15 protein-coding genes are annotated in these 15,054 nt (G+C 45.7%); 11 read left to right on the plus strand and 4 right to left on the minus strand.

Annotation, left to right across the window (positions count from 1 at the left end; genetic code table 11):
- Nucleotides 1-163: 163 nt before the first annotated feature.
- On the plus strand, nucleotides 164-757 hold the full coding sequence (locus OQJ86_RS18590) for a hypothetical protein (RefSeq protein WP_038869967.1): 594 nt from the start codon (nucleotides 164-166) through the stop codon (nucleotides 755-757).
- 77 nt (nucleotides 758-834) lie between these two features.
- Here OQJ86_RS18590 and OQJ86_RS18595 read toward each other — a convergent pair whose 3' ends face one another.
- Both OQJ86_RS18595 and uspA read right to left on the minus strand, forming a co-directional pair.
- A complete protein-coding gene (locus OQJ86_RS18595; RefSeq protein ID WP_038869969.1) occupies nucleotides 835-1,713 on the minus strand; it encodes a carboxylate/amino acid/amine transporter in 879 nt (292 codons plus the stop codon).
- Nucleotides 1,714-1,786: 73 nt separating this feature from the next.
- Entirely contained in the window at nucleotides 1,787-2,212 is a 426-nt protein-coding gene (gene uspA / locus OQJ86_RS18600; protein ID WP_038869971.1) for a universal stress protein UspA, read from the minus strand.
- A gap of 219 nt (nucleotides 2,213-2,431) precedes the next feature.
- Here uspA and ftnA point away from each other — a divergent pair, with 219 nt between their 5' ends.
- The 3 genes from ftnA (at nucleotide 2,432) to OQJ86_RS18615 (ending at nucleotide 4,983) form a co-directional block, all read left to right on the plus strand.
- The gene (ftnA, locus tag OQJ86_RS18605; protein WP_038869973.1) at nucleotides 2,432-2,959 is read left to right on the plus strand and encodes a non-heme ferritin; all 528 of its coding nucleotides are present in this window, start codon (nucleotides 2,432-2,434) and stop codon (nucleotides 2,957-2,959) included.
- Nucleotides 2,960-3,049: 90 nt separating this feature from the next.
- Nucleotides 3,050-3,373 (plus strand): universal stress protein UspB, encoded by a 324-nt coding sequence (gene uspB, locus OQJ86_RS18610; RefSeq protein ID WP_038869975.1) that lies wholly within the window; start codon nucleotides 3,050-3,052, stop codon nucleotides 3,371-3,373.
- Nucleotides 3,374-3,789: 416 nt separating this feature from the next.
- A complete protein-coding gene (locus OQJ86_RS18615; RefSeq protein WP_265989108.1) occupies nucleotides 3,790-4,983 on the plus strand; it encodes an NAD(P)/FAD-dependent oxidoreductase in 1,194 nt (397 codons plus the stop codon).
- Between the two features lie 48 nt (nucleotides 4,984-5,031).
- Here OQJ86_RS18615 and OQJ86_RS18620 read toward each other — a convergent pair whose 3' ends face one another.
- A complete protein-coding gene (locus OQJ86_RS18620; RefSeq protein WP_265989110.1) occupies nucleotides 5,032-7,479 on the minus strand; it encodes a GGDEF and EAL domain-containing protein in 2,448 nt (815 codons plus the stop codon).
- A gap of 195 nt (nucleotides 7,480-7,674) precedes the next feature.
- On the minus strand, nucleotides 7,675-8,583 hold the full coding sequence (locus OQJ86_RS18625) for a DMT family transporter (RefSeq protein WP_038869987.1): 909 nt from the start codon (nucleotides 8,581-8,583) through the stop codon (nucleotides 7,675-7,677).
- A gap of 169 nt (nucleotides 8,584-8,752) precedes the next feature.
- On the opposite strand from OQJ86_RS18625, the gene rmuC reads away from it, so the two are divergent.
- From rmuC to tatC, 7 genes are all read left to right on the plus strand, one after another.
- Nucleotides 8,753-10,285 carry a DNA recombination protein RmuC gene (gene rmuC, locus OQJ86_RS18630; protein WP_265989113.1) on the plus strand — a complete coding sequence of 511 codons (1,533 nt, stop codon included), beginning with the start codon at nucleotides 8,753-8,755 and terminating at the stop codon, nucleotides 10,283-10,285.
- A 78-nt stretch (nucleotides 10,286-10,363) separates the two neighbouring features.
- Entirely contained in the window at nucleotides 10,364-11,143 is a 780-nt protein-coding gene (ubiE, locus tag OQJ86_RS18635) for a bifunctional demethylmenaquinone methyltransferase/2-methoxy-6-polyprenyl-1,4-benzoquinol methylase UbiE (RefSeq protein ID WP_038869997.1), read from the plus strand.
- Between the two features lie 11 nt (nucleotides 11,144-11,154).
- A complete protein-coding gene (locus tag OQJ86_RS18640; RefSeq protein ID WP_038869999.1) occupies nucleotides 11,155-11,790 on the plus strand; it encodes a ubiquinone biosynthesis accessory factor UbiJ in 636 nt (211 codons plus the stop codon).
- Nucleotides 11,787-13,421: a ubiquinone biosynthesis regulatory protein kinase UbiB gene (ubiB, locus tag OQJ86_RS18645; protein WP_039975930.1), complete on the plus strand. Its 1,635-nt coding sequence runs from the start codon at nucleotides 11,787-11,789 to the stop codon at nucleotides 13,419-13,421. The genes OQJ86_RS18640 and ubiB overlap by 4 nt, the downstream gene beginning before the upstream one ends.
- A gap of 48 nt (nucleotides 13,422-13,469) precedes the next feature.
- Entirely contained in the window at nucleotides 13,470-13,718 is a 249-nt protein-coding gene (gene tatA, locus OQJ86_RS18650) for a Sec-independent protein translocase subunit TatA (RefSeq protein ID WP_038870001.1), read from the plus strand.
- A gap of 3 nt (nucleotides 13,719-13,721) precedes the next feature.
- Entirely contained in the window at nucleotides 13,722-14,120 is a 399-nt protein-coding gene (gene tatB / locus OQJ86_RS18655; RefSeq protein WP_038870003.1) for a Sec-independent protein translocase protein TatB, read from the plus strand.
- 70 nt (nucleotides 14,121-14,190) lie between these two features.
- On the plus strand, nucleotides 14,191-14,943 hold the full coding sequence (gene tatC / locus OQJ86_RS18660; protein ID WP_038870004.1) for a twin-arginine translocase subunit TatC: 753 nt from the start codon (nucleotides 14,191-14,193) through the stop codon (nucleotides 14,941-14,943).
- Nucleotides 14,944-15,054: the final 111 nt, after the last annotated feature.

The following is a 15,054-nucleotide window of genomic DNA, read 5'->3' on the forward strand; positions in this document are numbered from 1 at the left end:
CCCGATTTGGCGCTGTATTTGTATCTGGCGTTTGCTCAGCTTATTGATACTTTTCTCTTGCTAATTCGGCACTCTGACTGTATATCTAACTAAGAATTATTATTATTACACTTTGTTTGATGCAGTCGCTGATAGTCAGAAACTAGATAGCTGGAGTAGTAGCATGGCGAAACGTTTATGTAAGATGAGCCGAAAGCAAATCGCTGAGAGTTTGGGTGATATTCACCGCTTGGTGGTTGCGCCTAAATTCGTTTGTCGTTCTTGTGCCCGCTCTTCTGCATCAAAAGATTCTTTGTGTAAGCCTGCTGCGATTCCTCCTCAGAGTTGCCAAGATAAACCAATTGTCGAACAACAAGCTTGTGGGTTATTGGCAGAAGCGTTGCCAAGTCATTCTCTTGCTCAAGAGGCACCTATTATGATGACGGCTGAGCAAAATATTGAAAAAGCGGCGATCGTTAAGCGCGTAGTGGAACGAGTTAAAGAGAAAAAATTGGCAGCGAAAGTAGCAGCCGCAACTACCCAGCTAGAGACGCCAGCTATGTTTGATTTGTCAGATAAAAAAGCGCTGAAAAAGGCGAAGAAAGCGGTTAAGAAACACTATAAGCAGCAAAAGAAGTTGCTTAAGTTAGCCAAAAAGCAGCAAAAATTGCTCAAACGTCAGCGCAAGCTTGAAGCGCGTAATGCCAAACTAGAAGTATTGTTACCAACGCCATCCACTGCGTTGATGAGTGCAAGCTCGCAAGCCAAAATGCATTAATCGAATCAACAAATAAAAAACGCTCTCCAGTTGGAGAGCGTTTTTTATTTGTTGGAATGTTTGTTGGGATCGATGTGTTACTTATTGGCGTAACTCATCTCTACGCGCTTCTTCACCCAAGTCTCGTTAATCCACAGCGACAGCATGATGATCGCGCCGCCAATGGCGAGTCGCATTACATCAACATCACGGTTCCAAATGACAATGTTCACTATCAAACCTGCTGGAACTAACGCATTGTTCATTACCGCAAGCGCACCTGCGTTGACCATGGTTGCCCCTTTGTTCCACGCAAAGTAACCAAAGCCTGATGCAATCAAACCAAGGTAAGTCAAAATGCCCCATTGCGTTGCTGTTGTCGGCATCTTGTCTAAGTTACCCATCAAAGCAAAGGCGACGGTCGCTACGCACAATGCCCCTAAATAGAAGTAACCAAATACTGTGTGCTGTGGCAATTCCACAGGTTCGGTTTCCATAATGTATTTATAACCTACCTGGCCAATAGCAAAGCACAAATTGGCGCCCTGTACGACCAAGAAGCCGATCAAGAAGTTCTCATTGATGCCTGCAAATTTAATCCACGCAGCGCCCAGTACTGCAATTGCTGCTGTGACCAAATACCAAGGCGAGAAACGGCCTTTCAAAAAGTCATAAATCAAGGTGACGTAAATAGGGGTAAATACGGTGAACAACAGCACTTCTGGTACAGAAAGGAGTAAGAAAGATTGGTAGTAGAAGCAATACATTAACCCGAGTTGGAAGCCACCAACGATCATCAATTTCGCGATCAGAGATTTGCTTACGCCACGGAATTTTAAGAAAGGTATGAACACGACGCTCGCCAGTGCGACACGCATGAAGACAGAAAACCAAGAATCGACCTGACCGGCAAGGTAAACGCCGATCAGGCTAAATGAGAATGCCCAAAGTAGGGTAACTGCGGATAGATAAGCCATAATAGATGAGAATCTTTATCAACAACAAAGGTGCCCGCAGTCTAACCAAGTTTTATCGTTGCGCCAATCCAAATTAGTCTTTTAGCGGTACGACCAGCATATCGACAGGCGAGCAGTTAATAAGTTGACGCGTCGAGGACAGAATCTTGCTCCAGAAGTCTTGGTGATGACCACAAACGACCAAATCGATGTTGTAGTCTTGAATGGTATCGCACAGCTCATTATTCAGATCCCCACTACCCACTAAAGTATGTGTAATTGGATATTCTGCGAACTCTTCAAAATTGGCCAGCTGTGTACGGGATGCTTCCATCGCTTGATGTTGTGCCTCGGCCATATTGATATCGATAAGACCCGTGTAAAGCTCGGCGTAATTCACATCGATATGAATGAAAGAGACTTTCGCATCAAGAGGCTTAGCCAGTGATACGGCTTTCTTAATCAATACTTTACTGTCGTCTGAAAGGTCGACTGCCACAAGTATGTGTTTATAACTCATATTGATATCTCCTTGATAAGGTCATAGTGTCAGATTAGCACTAAGTGTCAGATAATTTTGCTGAAGTGATCTCATATCAATATCGTGGGTACAAACTCTTGCCTCAGTAATCATGTTATAGTGGGTTATACCCAAGTGACTTTAGACCAATCATCCTCGCTGAGCCTGCTCAGCTCGAGGTTACTTGGGTATATTGCATGCACATTAATAGGAGTTAACATGCTGTCTCAAACTATGGTTGAACAATTGAATGAGCAAATTAACCTAGAATTTTTCTCATCCAATCTATACTTACAAATGAGTGCTTGGTGTGAAGACAAAGGTTTTGAAGGTGCGGCTGAATTTTTACGTGCACACGCCGTAGAAGAAATGGAGCACATGCAACGTCTTTTCACTTATGTAAGCGAAACCGGCTCAATGCCAATCCTAGGTGCAATTGAAGCTCCTAAGCATGATTTCGCAAGCCTAGGCGATGTTTTCCGTGAAACCTACGAACATGAGCAAATGATCACGGAAAGAATCAACAAATTGGCGCATGTTGCATTTACAAGCCAAGACTACTCAACGTTTAACTTCCTGCAGTGGTACGTGGCTGAACAGCACGAAGAAGAGAAGTTGTTTAAAGGGATTTTAGATAAGATCGAATTGGTAGGTGAAGACGGCAAAGCATTGTTCTTCATTGACAAAGATCTGGCACAAATGGCAAAAGAAGGTTCATCTTCAATTATGGATGCTCCAGCTGCATAACGCGTTCTCAACGCGCTAAGTAGCGGGTAAAGGACGAAGCATTGATCGTCTTTTTCTCTTGAGCATCATTGAAGATGTAGGGAGGAAAAGATGATCAGTGGAGACACAATCTTATTTGCGCTAATGGTGGTGACGGGAGTTAATATGGTCCGTTATCTCACCGCTCTTCGTTCTCTTATTTACATCATGCGTGAAGCGCATCCTTTGCTTTATCAGCAGGTGGATGGCAATGGATTTTTCACCACCCATGGCAATGTCACTAAACAAGTGAGGTTGTTCCATTACATAAAAAGTAAAGAGTACGACCATCATCATGACGAAGTCTTTACTGGCAAGTGTGAAAGGGTTCGCGGATTATTCATTTTATCGACCGCTTTACTCGGTGTGACCCTACTGGGGGCCTTTATTCTCTAGGTCATCAAGCAGTGCTTGGAATTTAAGCGCTTTTCCCATTCGACATTTGTCGTTAGAATAGCGCCCGCAGAAAGCAAGGATGTGCAATGAGCACATCCTTTTTTATTTGTGGACTTATATACCCAAGTGACTTCAAGATGCAGAGTTCAGAGCATTGTCATTGATTTGACTTCAAGGAAAACAACGCAGCGTAATAGCCAGCTCTTTCCAAGTTGTTTGACGTAGAAATCGGGTCAATGACACGCTCCCGAAGGGCGAGTTGCCTTGGTTTGTATACTTTGTTGTCGATTTTTGATTTAGACCCACTAAACCTTTAAATCGCCGCCGCGTTTACAAACCAAGTCACCCTCGCTGAACCAAGCATCTCGAGGTTACTTGGGTATAAACCAATTTAAATAAGTAATTGAGCGTTACCAATGAGTAAGAAATTTGATGTTGTTGTAATTGGCGCAGGTGCGGCAGGTTTGATGTGTGCGGCAGAAGCCGGCAAACGCGGACGTAGTGTGCTCGTGCTGGATCATGCAAAAAAGCCAGGACGTAAAATCCTTATCTCAGGAGGTGGTCGTTGTAACTTCACTAACTACGACGTCTCAGCGAGCAACTACTTATGTCAAAACCCACATTTCGTGAAATCGGCGCTATCGCAGTACACCAACTGGGACTTTATCTCGATGGTCAGCAAGCATGGCATTGAGTTTGAAGAGCGCGATCATGGACAGTTATTCTGTGTTGATGCATTTACTGCAAAAGACATTGTTAAGATGCTGCTAGCAGAATGCGATATGCCAAACATCCAACAACGTTACCAATGTGATGTACATTCAATTGAGAAAACCGACGCGGGCTTTCGTCTGCATGCCGGTACTGAAAACATCGAGTGTGAATCTTTGGTGGTGGCTACCGGCGGTCTGTCGATGCCCAAGCTTGGTGCGACGCCATTTGGCTACAAGATTGCTGAGCAGTTTGAGCTTCCGGTGATTACGACTACGGCAGGTCTAGTACCGTTTACGCTGCATAAAGAAGACAAAGAAGATTTTGCTGAGCTATCGGGCATTGCGATTCCAGCAGAAATCACCGCGCAAGATGGCACGATGTTCAAAGAAGCGTTGCTGTTTACTCACCGTGGCTTGTCGGGCCCTTCGGTACTACAAATCTCTTCGTTCTGGAGAGCGGGTCAAAAGGTGACGATTAACCTCGTTCCAAACGACGACATCGCTGAACTACTAGAACGCAGTCGCGAGAAGCATCCGAACCAATCCCTAAAGAACACGCTAGCAAAAGTGCTACCAAAGCGTTTGGTTGAAGTGTTGATTGAACGTAAAGAATTAGCAGACAAACCACTTAAGCAGTTCAACCAGAAAGAGATGACGACCATCGTTGAGCGTTTAGAGAGCTGGGCAGTAGCACCAAACGGTACGGAAGGTTACCGCACTGCAGAAGTGACCCTAGGCGGCGTAGATACTGATCACCTGTCTTCAAAAACCATGGAATGTAAGAACATCAAAGGCTTGTACTTCATCGGTGAAGTGATGGACGTAACCGGCTGGTTAGGTGGTTATAACTTCCAATGGTGTTGGTCGAGCGGCTTTGTCGCAGGGCAGTGGGTGTAACTAGCTAAGTAAAAGAATTGAAAAAGGCCGAGCAAATGCTCGGTCTTTTTATTTGAACAACTTCTCGGCGCGAACTGGGGCGCTAAAACGGAAGCCCTGTCCGTAGATACAGCCGTGCTCATATAGGTATTGTGCTTGTTCGTCGGTTTCGATGCCTTCCGCGACTACCTTAAGTGATAGGGTTTGGCCCATGGCGATGATGGCATTCACAATCGCGTTGCTGTCGGTGTTGCTTGGTAGATCGCTAACAAAAGAACGGTCGATTTTCAGCTTATTGATTGGTAAGCCTTTCAAGTACGACAATGACGAATAACCAGTACCAAAGTCATCCAAAGAAATCTCAATACCTAGCTCGCGTAGTAAGTTAAGTGATGCGATCGCTTGTTGTGGATCTATTAATAAAAAGCTTTCGGTGATTTCTAACTCTAAACGATGAGCTGGGAATTTTGTCTCTTTAAGAATGACGCCCAGCTTAGTAATAAAATCGGATTGCTGAAGTTGGAGTGCCGATACGTTAACCGCGAGCTTACCAAAATCAATGCCGCTATCTAGCCAAGCTCGCCCTTGTAAACATGCTTGTTCAAGTACCCATTTTCCAATGCTTTGAATAAGGCCTGTTTTTTCTGCAATTGGAATGAAGTCTGCCGGAGAAATAACCCCAAGCTCTGGGTGCTGCCAGCGCAGTAATGCTTCGACGCCAACCAACTCGTTCTCACTAAGGTTGTACTGCGGTTGGTATGCCAAATGCAGTTGGTTTTTCTCGATGGCTTCATGCAAGGCCGATTGCATTCTGACATGAGTGACCGACTTATCTGTTAAGTCTGGAGAGTAAAATGCGTAGCCATTTCGACCATTTTTCTTCGCCAAGTACATAGCGGTGTCTGCATTCTTCAACAAGGTTTCGCTGTCTTGGCCATCTTGCGGGTAACGTGCTACGCCCACGCTGGTGGAGATGCGTAACGCTTCGTTTTTACTGACTTCAAAAGGTCGATTGAATAAGCTAAGAATGTCTTCAATGGTGTTGATAAGTTGTGATTCAGAGTCGATATTCGGCAATATGATGACAAACTCATCACCGCCTATTCGTGCAATGTGCGCGCGCAAATGTAGGACTTCTTGAAAGCGTTCTGCGAGTTTCGTTAGTAATTGATCACCACAGAAGTGCCCCATGCTGTCGTTGATGTGTTTGAAATGGTCAATGTCGAGGAATAACGTTGCAAAGGCGTGGTCGTGCTTTTGTCCACTTTCAATGTGTTGCTCGAGAAGGCTAATCAGATGTGTTCGGTTGGGAAGGTTTGTTAGTGGGTCATAAAATGCCATGCGTTGCAGCTTTTCTTCGTGCGCTTTACGTACTGAGATGTCTTCGAACACGCAGATGTAGTTTATCAGATGATTTTTATCGTCCATCACCGCACTGATAGTGGCTAATTGCGGGTAAATGCTGCCATCTTTTTTGCGGTTGATGAATTCGCCTTTCCATTGGCCTTTGGTTTCCAACTGGTGCCAAAGTGTCTTGTAAAAGGCTCCATCATGATGCCCTGAGCGCAGAATATTAGGGTTCTTACCAATCACTTCTTCGGCTGCATAGCCTGTAATATGAGTAAAGGCACTGTTTACATCGAGGATGTTCGCTTTGCGGTCAGTAATCACCATACCTTCATGGGAGTTGTCGAAGATTTTCGATGCGAGTGAGAGCTGAGTTTCGACCATTTTTCGGCGTGTGACGTTTCTTGTCATCCCCAAAATACCAATTAATTCACCACTGTGATCTCGGATCGGCGATTTGATGGTTTCAAGCCAAGTGGGGTTGTTGTTGTCATCTATCAGGGTGCATTCTTCAACGGTGTTTTGGCTGCCTGTCGCGATCACTAATTGGTCGGTGTCGATGAACTTCTTAGCTCGTTTGCTGCTGAACAATTCAAAGTCATTCTTACCAACAATGTCGCTGCCGGTCATTTGCCATGAGTTTTCCACGCTGCGATTGGTCATGGCATAGCGACCGTCGGTACTCTTTATCCACGTATGATCTTCTAAACAATCGATGAACTCTTGCAGGGTCGGCAGCGATTCTGGCAATTGAACTTGATGGCGCTGTTGTTCTTTAAGGTAGGTTTGGCTTATGTCAAAGCTAATTCGTCCAGCGATGGCGCTTAACCAAGCCGCCACCGTTTGCTTCTGTTGGTTTGGATGAACCAAAGCCAGAGCTGCAAACAATTTTCCGTTGGGCAACCAAACAGGGCAGTAGCTTAATGTTTGTGACTCAAAGGAAACTTGCTCAGCATCGAAGTGAGCAGGTTGGAATCGGTCGGTCGCGATATCTAAAATCGCTACAATTTCGCGGTGCTGCTGCGGTGATGTGGCGACTTCACTCAGTCGCCATTGATGAGTGTAGCTAAATTTATAGAGCTGACCGTGCGCCTTAGTGGCATCACAGCACTGTTGCAGAGCGAGTTTCCAGTCTGTCATCAATGCAGGAGAGATAGCGAAGCGAAACATAGTTAATAAAGCATCCTGAGCGCCCTTGGATTTGTGTTGTTAACATCTGATTAGACGTTCATATCGGGCTTTGGCTATATCGTATCCAAAGCCCGAACAAATCCAAGCAAGGAACACTTCATTAATCGAGTAAACTGTTAGCTAGCTCTCTTTTTTATAAATCCCGTCTCATTTTTGCAATGGTTTCGGATGTGGCTACTGGGCAGTATTCGCTTTTTTTTGCTTTCTGCCAAACTTCACTTGCTGAATGACTAAGCCGCTGATGATCAATACCAAGCCAATCAAAGTGGATGGATGAATGTCTTCGCCAATGATGGTGGCAAGCAGCATTAAAGATATAAATGGTGAAGCGAAAATTAGGTTGCTGATACGCGCGGTATTTTCGGTCAGTTTGAGTGCGGATAACCACAATACAAAGGTGATGCCCATTTCAAACAAGCCGACATAAGTCACTGCTGCCCAGCCTTTGGCTGTGATTTGGCCCCAATTCGCGCCTTCATAAATACTTAAACCAATCGCAAATGGAATCGCAACCAAGAAGCCAAGTAAGACACCTACCACAGGGTCGGCTTTGTTTTTGGTATTAAGAATCCAGTAGCTTGCCCAAAGCAGGGTCGAAAGTAATGCCAAGCCAACACCCAGTGGGCTTTCAAAATCCATTCCTAACACATTACCTTTAGTCGCAATCACAATCACGCCGAGGTAACTAAAACCACAAGCGATCCAGTCTTTACCTCGGATTTTCTGACCCAAGAAAACCGCCGCCATTAAGGTAAGGGTAATTGCCCAACTGTAGTTAATTGCTTGTGCTTGAGACGCAGGTAGCAAGTCATAAGCTTTGAATAAGATCAGGTAATAAGCCAGTGGGTTAATCAAACCAAGCAATAGGTAATACCAAGGGTTAGATAAAAATGTGTTACCCAGTTGGTTGAGCTTGCCCTGTGCACCACACACAGTGATAAGTGCGATAGCCGAAACAATACTCGCTATGGTAAGCATCTGAATCGGTGTAAATTCCGCCAAAGTCAATTTAAATGCGGTCGCTACTGTTGACCAAAGTAATACCGCTGATAGCCCAAATCCTAGGGCGCGACGCTCGTTCATGATACCTCTGTGTGATGAAGTGCTGCTCATTGATGCTGATTTGAGCTTGGGTGAGTATGTTGTACGGAGCGCCTAGTGTATGCGAGGATTTTTCATCCAACAAACTGGACATTTATCCAGTATGTAAATACCATTATTAAAGATAAAAAACACAGGCTAACTCGCTATTATGCAATGGATTCTTGAGTATCAATCTCTCATTCTGTCTTCTCTTTTTACCGCGACCATCAGCGGTGTTGCTGTGGGTTGGTGGGTTAAACAACGCTTTTCCACTCAAACCCAGCTGCTTGAACAACAACTCTCTTCTGAAAAACAACTTCATCAACAACAACTTGAACAAGTGAAGCAAAGTCTCGCCGATGCGCAGCAAGAACTCGATGAACTTGATGACGAGCGCGACAAAGCAGCATTCGAAGTGCGCCAAACTCACGGTAAATTGATGGCCGCGATGGAAAAGCTGCGCTATTTCGAAGCGGTGAAGCAAGAGCGTCAGCAGTATTTTGATGAGCTAGGACAGATGCGTGAACACAAATCGCGTCTTGAAACCCAGCTTGGTGAGCAGCAAGCGCGACACGAACAAATCAACCAAGCCAATGCTGAAAAACTGCAAATTCTTGAGCAAGCAGAAGTGCGTTTGAAGCAGCAATTTGAACACCTAGCGAATCAGTTGTTTGAAGAGAAAACCGCCAAAGTCGACATGCAAAACCGTCAGAGTTTGGAAGGTTTGCTGTCTCCACTCAAAGAGCAACTGGAAGGGTTCAAGAAACAAGTCAACGACAGCTTTAGCCAAGAAGCCAAAGAGCGTCACACCTTGGTGCATGAGTTGAAGAACCTGCAACGTTTGAATGAGCATATGACCCGAGAAGCGGTCAATCTGACTCAAGCTTTGAAAGGTGACAACAAGCAGCAAGGCAACTGGGGTGAAGTGGTTCTGGCTCGTGTATTGGCAGAATCTGGTTTGCGTGAAGGGCACGAGTACCAAACTCAGGTGAGCTTGCAAAACGAAGCAGGCAAGCGCTATCAGCCGGATGTGATAGTTCACTTACCGCAAAACAAACAAGTGGTGGTCGATTCGAAAATGGCGCTGGTGGCGTACGAGCGCTACTTCAACGCAGAGAACGACATTCAACGAGATCAGGCGCTGAGCGATCACCTAGCCGCGCTGCGCGCGCACATCAAAGGCTTGAGCCTTAAAGATTACCATCAGCTAAAAGGCATTCAGAGCCTAGACTACGTACTGATGTTTATTCCGGTGGAACCTGCATTTCAAGTGGCGATACAAGCTGACCCGAGCTTGGTCAAAGACGCGATGGAGCAAAACATTATTTTGGTCAGCCCTACCACTTTGCTGGTGGCGCTACGTACGATAGATAACTTGTGGCGTAACGAACGCCAAAATGAAAACGCTCAGTTGATCGCTGAACGAGCGGCAAAATTGTACGACAAACTGCGTTTGTTTGTTGATGATATGGAAGGGCTGGGCGGTGCACTAGACAAAGCCAACCAAACGTACCAAGGCGCAATGAATAAGCTAGCAACAGGGCGAGGCAACGTGATCCGTCAAGCGGAAAGCTTTAAGCAACTAGGAGTAGAAGTAAAACGTCCAATCTCGCCAGATCTTGCTCAGTTGGCGCAGACAGAGTCATTTTCGGAAAATGCTTCTTTAGTAGAAAGACATCCGGCTGAGGATAAAGTAAACTAATCGCCCGCAGTACAGTGGGCGACCCTATTTGTTATCAACCGCCCCGAAGTGAAAAAGTGCTGCCCAAGAGGAATCAGAATGACGGACACAAGTGTGCAATCAAATACAGCGTTAGATAACGACACTACCCACTTTGGTTTTACCACAGTGGCAAAAGACGAAAAAGTGACCAAAGTTGCCGAAGTTTTCCACTCAGTGGCAGCAAAATACGACATCATGAATGACTTGATGTCAGGTGGTGTTCACCGCCTTTGGAAGCGTTTTACTATTGATTGCAGTGGCGCTCGTCCGGGACAACGCGTTCTCGATCTAGGTGGTGGTACAGGCGATTTAACAGCGAAATTCTCACGCATTGTTGGCGACCAAGGTCACGTGATCCTAGCGGACATCAACAACTCAATGCTGAATGTCGGTCGTGACAAACTGCGTGATAACGGCATTGTGGGTAACGTGCATTACGTTCAAGCGAACGCAGAAGAACTGCCGTTCCCAGATGATTACTTTGACGTGATCACTATCAGCTTCTGTCTACGTAACGTCACCGATAAAGACAAAGCGCTGCGCTCTATGTTCCGCGTATTGAAGCCAGGTGGTCGTTTGTTGGTACTTGAGTTCTCAAAACCAATCCTAGACCCACTATCAAAAGTGTACGACGCGTACTCGTTCCACCTATTGCCAAAAATGGGTGAGCTAGTGGCAAATGACGCAGACAGCTACCGTTACCTAGCAGAATCTATCCGTATGCACCCAGACCAAGAAACACTGGAAGGCATGATGAAAGAAGCGGGCTTCGAAAACACCAAATACTACAACCTAACGGGTGGTATTGTGGCGCTGCACCGCGGCTACAAATTCTAAGGATAAGCGGTATGCCATTTGAACCTCTTATCACTGCCGTTATTGAAACGACACTAAATACGCTGATTAAAGACGATCCTGAATTGGATCGTCGTTTGTCACGTCTTAAAGGTCAGGTGATTCAAATTCACCTCAAAGAAATCAATAAGACGCTGACGTTCATCTTCAGCCAGCAAATCGATGTTTTGGGCAATTACGAAGGTCAGCCAGATTGTTATCTGTCGCTGAATCTAAGCGTACTTCCTGAGCTGCGCGATCAAGCCAACATCACTCGCCTTATTAAGCAAGATAAGCTTGAGCTTGAAGGTGACATCCAACTTGCACAGAAATTCTCTCAATTGATGGTTGATTGCAAGCCAGATATTGAAGAGTGGCTGTCTCGAGTGACGGGGGATGTCGTGGCACATACCTTTGTGCAAGGCACCAAAAACGTCGGCGGTTTCTTTGCTTCTCAAGCGGAAAAACACCAACGCCACCTTGCTCAAGTGGTAACAGAAGAATGGAAATTGGCGCCAGCACCGCTGGAAATCGCCCACTTCTGTGACCAAGTAGATGACGTTCGCAGTCAAGCTTCTCGTGTCGAAGCGCGCCTAAACGTACTACTAAATAAGTTCGACTCGGATAAGCCTGCGCTGGAGAACTCATGACGCCAGCAGAAATAAAGCGCTTATATCAAATCATTAAAGTTCAGCTGGAATACGGCTTGGATGAGTTGTTGCCTGATCATCAACTGACCAAAGCGCCGCTTTTGATGCGCAAAAGCTTATTCTGGATTAAGAACAAGCACCCAGAGAAACCGTTAGGTGAGCGTCTTCGTCTCGCTCTGCAAGAACTAGGTCCGGTTTGGATTAAGTTTGGTCAGATGATGTCGACCCGCCGTGACCTTTTCCCTCCACATATCGCTGATCCTCTTGCGCTTTTGCAAGACCAAGTTGCGCCATTTGATGGGCAGTTAGCGAAAGAACAAATGGAACTCGCTCTGGGCGGTCCATTAGAAAATTGGTTTACTGAATTTGATATCAAACCGTTAGCGTCTGCGTCGATTGCTCAGGTGCATACCGCGCGATTAAAAGACACTAACCAAGAAGTGGTATTAAAGGTCATCCGTCCAGATATTCGTCCGGTCATTGATTCAGATCTAAAACTGATGCACCGAATGGCGCGTATAGTCGCCGGAGCGATGCCTGAAGCACGTCGTTTGAAACCAGTTGAAGTGGTTCGCGAGTACGAAAAAACCTTACTTGATGAACTCGATTTGCGTCGTGAAGCGGCGAACGCGATTCAACTGCGTCGCAACTTCGAAGGCAGTGAAGAGCTTTACGTACCAGAAGTTTTTCCTGACTTTAGTAATGAAACTGTCATGGTTTCTGAGCGAATATATGGCATCCAAGTCTCTGATATTGAAGGCTTGGAAGCGAATGGCACCAATATGAAATTGCTCGCGGAACGCGGTGTGAGTGTATTCTTCACTCAGGTGTTCCGAGACAGCTTTTTCCATGCCGACATGCACCCGGGCAACGTGTTTGTTAAACCGGAGCATCCCGATAATCCGATGTGGATTGGGCTGGATTGCGGGATCGTTGGTACACTTAACACTGAAGACAAACGCTATCTGGCGGAAAACTTCCTCGCTTTCTTCAATCGTGATTACCGCCGCGTAGCGGAATTGCACGTTGATTCGGGGTGGGTACCTGCCGATACCAATGTCGATGAATTTGAATTTGCGATTCGCATCGTGTGTGAACCAATCTTTGCTAAACCACTGTGTGAAATCTCTTTCGGTCACGTACTGTTGAATCTGTTCAACACTGCGCGTCGATTCAATATGGAAGTGCAGCCGCAGCTTGTATTGCTACAAAAAACGCTGTTGTACGTCGAAGGACTGGGTCGCCAGTTGTACCCGCAACTAGATTTGTGGGAGACCGCGAAACCTTTCCTTGAAGAATGGATGATGAACCAAGTCGGTCCGCAAGCTTTAGTGAATGCCATTAAAGACCGTGCGCCGTTTTGGGCAGAGAAGTTACCGGAACTGCCTGAGCTGCTTTACGATAGCCTTAAACAAGGTAAAGCCATGAATCAACGCATGGATCAGCTCTATCAAGGCTACCGTCACAGCAAGCGTCAGCAGGCGACAGGAAAGTTTTTATTTGGTGTTGGAGCCACTTTAGTCGTATGCTCGGCAATATTGGTGGATAACGCTTATGAGCAGCTATCGATGGCCAGCGGTATCGCAGGTGTCACATTTTGGCTGCTTAGTTGGCGAGCTTATCGTCGATAGACGTTAAACTCTTGAAATAATTTTGTTTAAAGACCCGAGGTAAAAAGAATGGGTGGTATCAGTGTTTGGCAACTTTTAATCATTGCTGTAATTGTTGTATTGCTATTCGGAACTAAGAAACTGCGCGGTATCGGTGGCGATCTGGGTGGTGCCGTTAAGGGCTTCAAGAAAGCGATGAGCGAAGATGATTCTGCGAAGAAAGAAGACAAAGACGCAGACTTCGAGCCAAAAAGTTTAGAAGAGCAGCAAAAGAAAGAAGCTGCTCCTGAAACGAAAAAAGACAAAGAGCAGGCGTAAAACGTGTTTGATATCGGTTTTTGGGAACTGGTATTAATATCTGTTGTTGGTCTGGTTGTTCTTGGTCCCGAGCGTTTGCCACATGCCATCCGCAGTGTCTCTCGTTTTGTCGGAGCAGCGAAGAGTATGGCAAATAGCGTCAAAGACGAATTGTCACACGAGCTAAAAGTCCAAGAACTGCAAGAAAACTTGCGTAAAGCTGAGCAAATGGGGATGGATGATCTGTCTCCTGAGCTAAAGTCTTCTGTTGAAGAACTGAAGAAAGCCGCGCAATCTGTAAACCGCCCTTACGCGGAACCAACCAAATCAGACGCAGAGCCGCAAGAAGCTGCAAAAGCGACTGAAACCGTTGAGAAAGCGGAAGAGATTAAGGTTACAGCGGCAGATAAGAAAGCCGAATAGTCTCATTAGGAGGAGCTACTAGACATATTGGTAGCTCCTTTTTGATCTGGTTTTTAAAAAGAGGTTTGCCATGTCTACCGTCGAGCAGACACAACCTTTAATTAGTCATCTATTAGAACTTCGCAATCGACTGCTAAAAGCAATTGCCGCAGTATTGGTCGTGTTTGTTGGGCTAATTTATTTCTCCAACCACATTTATGAATTTGTTTCTGCACCTTTGGTAGAGCGTTTACCTGAAGGTGCGACGATGATCGCAACCGATGTGGCTTCACCCTTCTTTACACCGCTGAAGCTAACGCTTATCGCATCGGTGTTTGTCGCGGTGCCGTTTATTTTGTACCAAGTTTGGGCATTTGTGGCGCCCGGGTTGTACAAGCATGAACGTCGTTTGATCATGCCATTGTTGTTCTCAAGCTCGTTGCTGTTTTACTGCGGTGTGGCGTTCGCGTACTTCGTGGTATTTCCGTTGGTGTTTGGCTTTTTTACTGCTATCTCATTGGGTGGAGTAGAGTTTGCAACCGACATTTCGAGCTACCTCGATTTTGTACTAGCGCTGTTTATGGCGTTTGGTATTGCGTTTGAAGTACCAGTCGCGATTATCTTGTTATGTTGGACAGGCGCAACGACACCACAAGATCTGAAAGAGAAGCGTCCATACATTATTGTGTGTGCGTTTATTGTCGGCATGCTATTGACGCCGCCGGATATGATCTCGCAAACCCTTTTAGCAATCCCAATGTGTTTGCTGTTTGAGGTAGGCTTGTTCTTCGCACGTTTCTACACTCGCAAAGATGAAACGGAAGAGGCGGAAGCAGAAGAGTAATCTCTCCTTCTCAATAGAGAAAAGCGGCTTTATCGAGCTAATGCCGATCAGTTAAGAAATTAATAGACTGATCAATTGAACGATCCCACCAGTGTGTAAAAATCCGATAGA

This window comes from Vibrio sp. Sgm 5 (assembly GCF_026241575.1).
In the GTDB taxonomy this organism is placed as follows: Bacteria; Pseudomonadota; Gammaproteobacteria; order Enterobacterales; family Vibrionaceae; genus Vibrio; species Vibrio jasicida.

Coding starts and splice junctions, on each gene's coding strand:
- OQJ86_RS18590 (WP_038869967.1), top strand. CDS start 164: ATGGCGAAACGTTTATGTAAGATGAGCCGAAAGCAAATCGCTGAGAGT.
- OQJ86_RS18595 (WP_038869969.1), bottom strand. CDS start 1,713: ATGGCTTATCTATCCGCAGTTACCCTACTTTGGGCATTCTCATTTAGC.
- uspA (WP_038869971.1), bottom strand. CDS start 2,212: ATGAGTTATAAACACATACTTGTGGCAGTCGACCTTTCAGACGACAGT.
- ftnA (WP_038869973.1), top strand. CDS start 2,432: ATGCTGTCTCAAACTATGGTTGAACAATTGAATGAGCAAATTAACCTA.
- uspB (WP_038869975.1), top strand. CDS start 3,050: ATGATCAGTGGAGACACAATCTTATTTGCGCTAATGGTGGTGACGGGA.
- OQJ86_RS18615 (WP_265989108.1), top strand. CDS start 3,790: ATGAGTAAGAAATTTGATGTTGTTGTAATTGGCGCAGGTGCGGCAGGT.
- OQJ86_RS18620 (WP_265989110.1), bottom strand. CDS start 7,479: ATGTTTCGCTTCGCTATCTCTCCTGCATTGATGACAGACTGGAAACTC.
- OQJ86_RS18625 (WP_038869987.1), bottom strand. CDS start 8,583: ATGAACGAGCGTCGCGCCCTAGGATTTGGGCTATCAGCGGTATTACTT.
- rmuC (WP_265989113.1), top strand. CDS start 8,753: ATGCAATGGATTCTTGAGTATCAATCTCTCATTCTGTCTTCTCTTTTT.
- ubiE (WP_038869997.1), top strand. CDS start 10,364: ATGACGGACACAAGTGTGCAATCAAATACAGCGTTAGATAACGACACT.
- OQJ86_RS18640 (WP_038869999.1), top strand. CDS start 11,155: ATGCCATTTGAACCTCTTATCACTGCCGTTATTGAAACGACACTAAAT.
- ubiB (WP_039975930.1), top strand. CDS start 11,787: ATGACGCCAGCAGAAATAAAGCGCTTATATCAAATCATTAAAGTTCAG.
- tatA (WP_038870001.1), top strand. CDS start 13,470: ATGGGTGGTATCAGTGTTTGGCAACTTTTAATCATTGCTGTAATTGTT.
- tatC (WP_038870004.1), top strand. CDS start 14,191: ATGTCTACCGTCGAGCAGACACAACCTTTAATTAGTCATCTATTAGAA.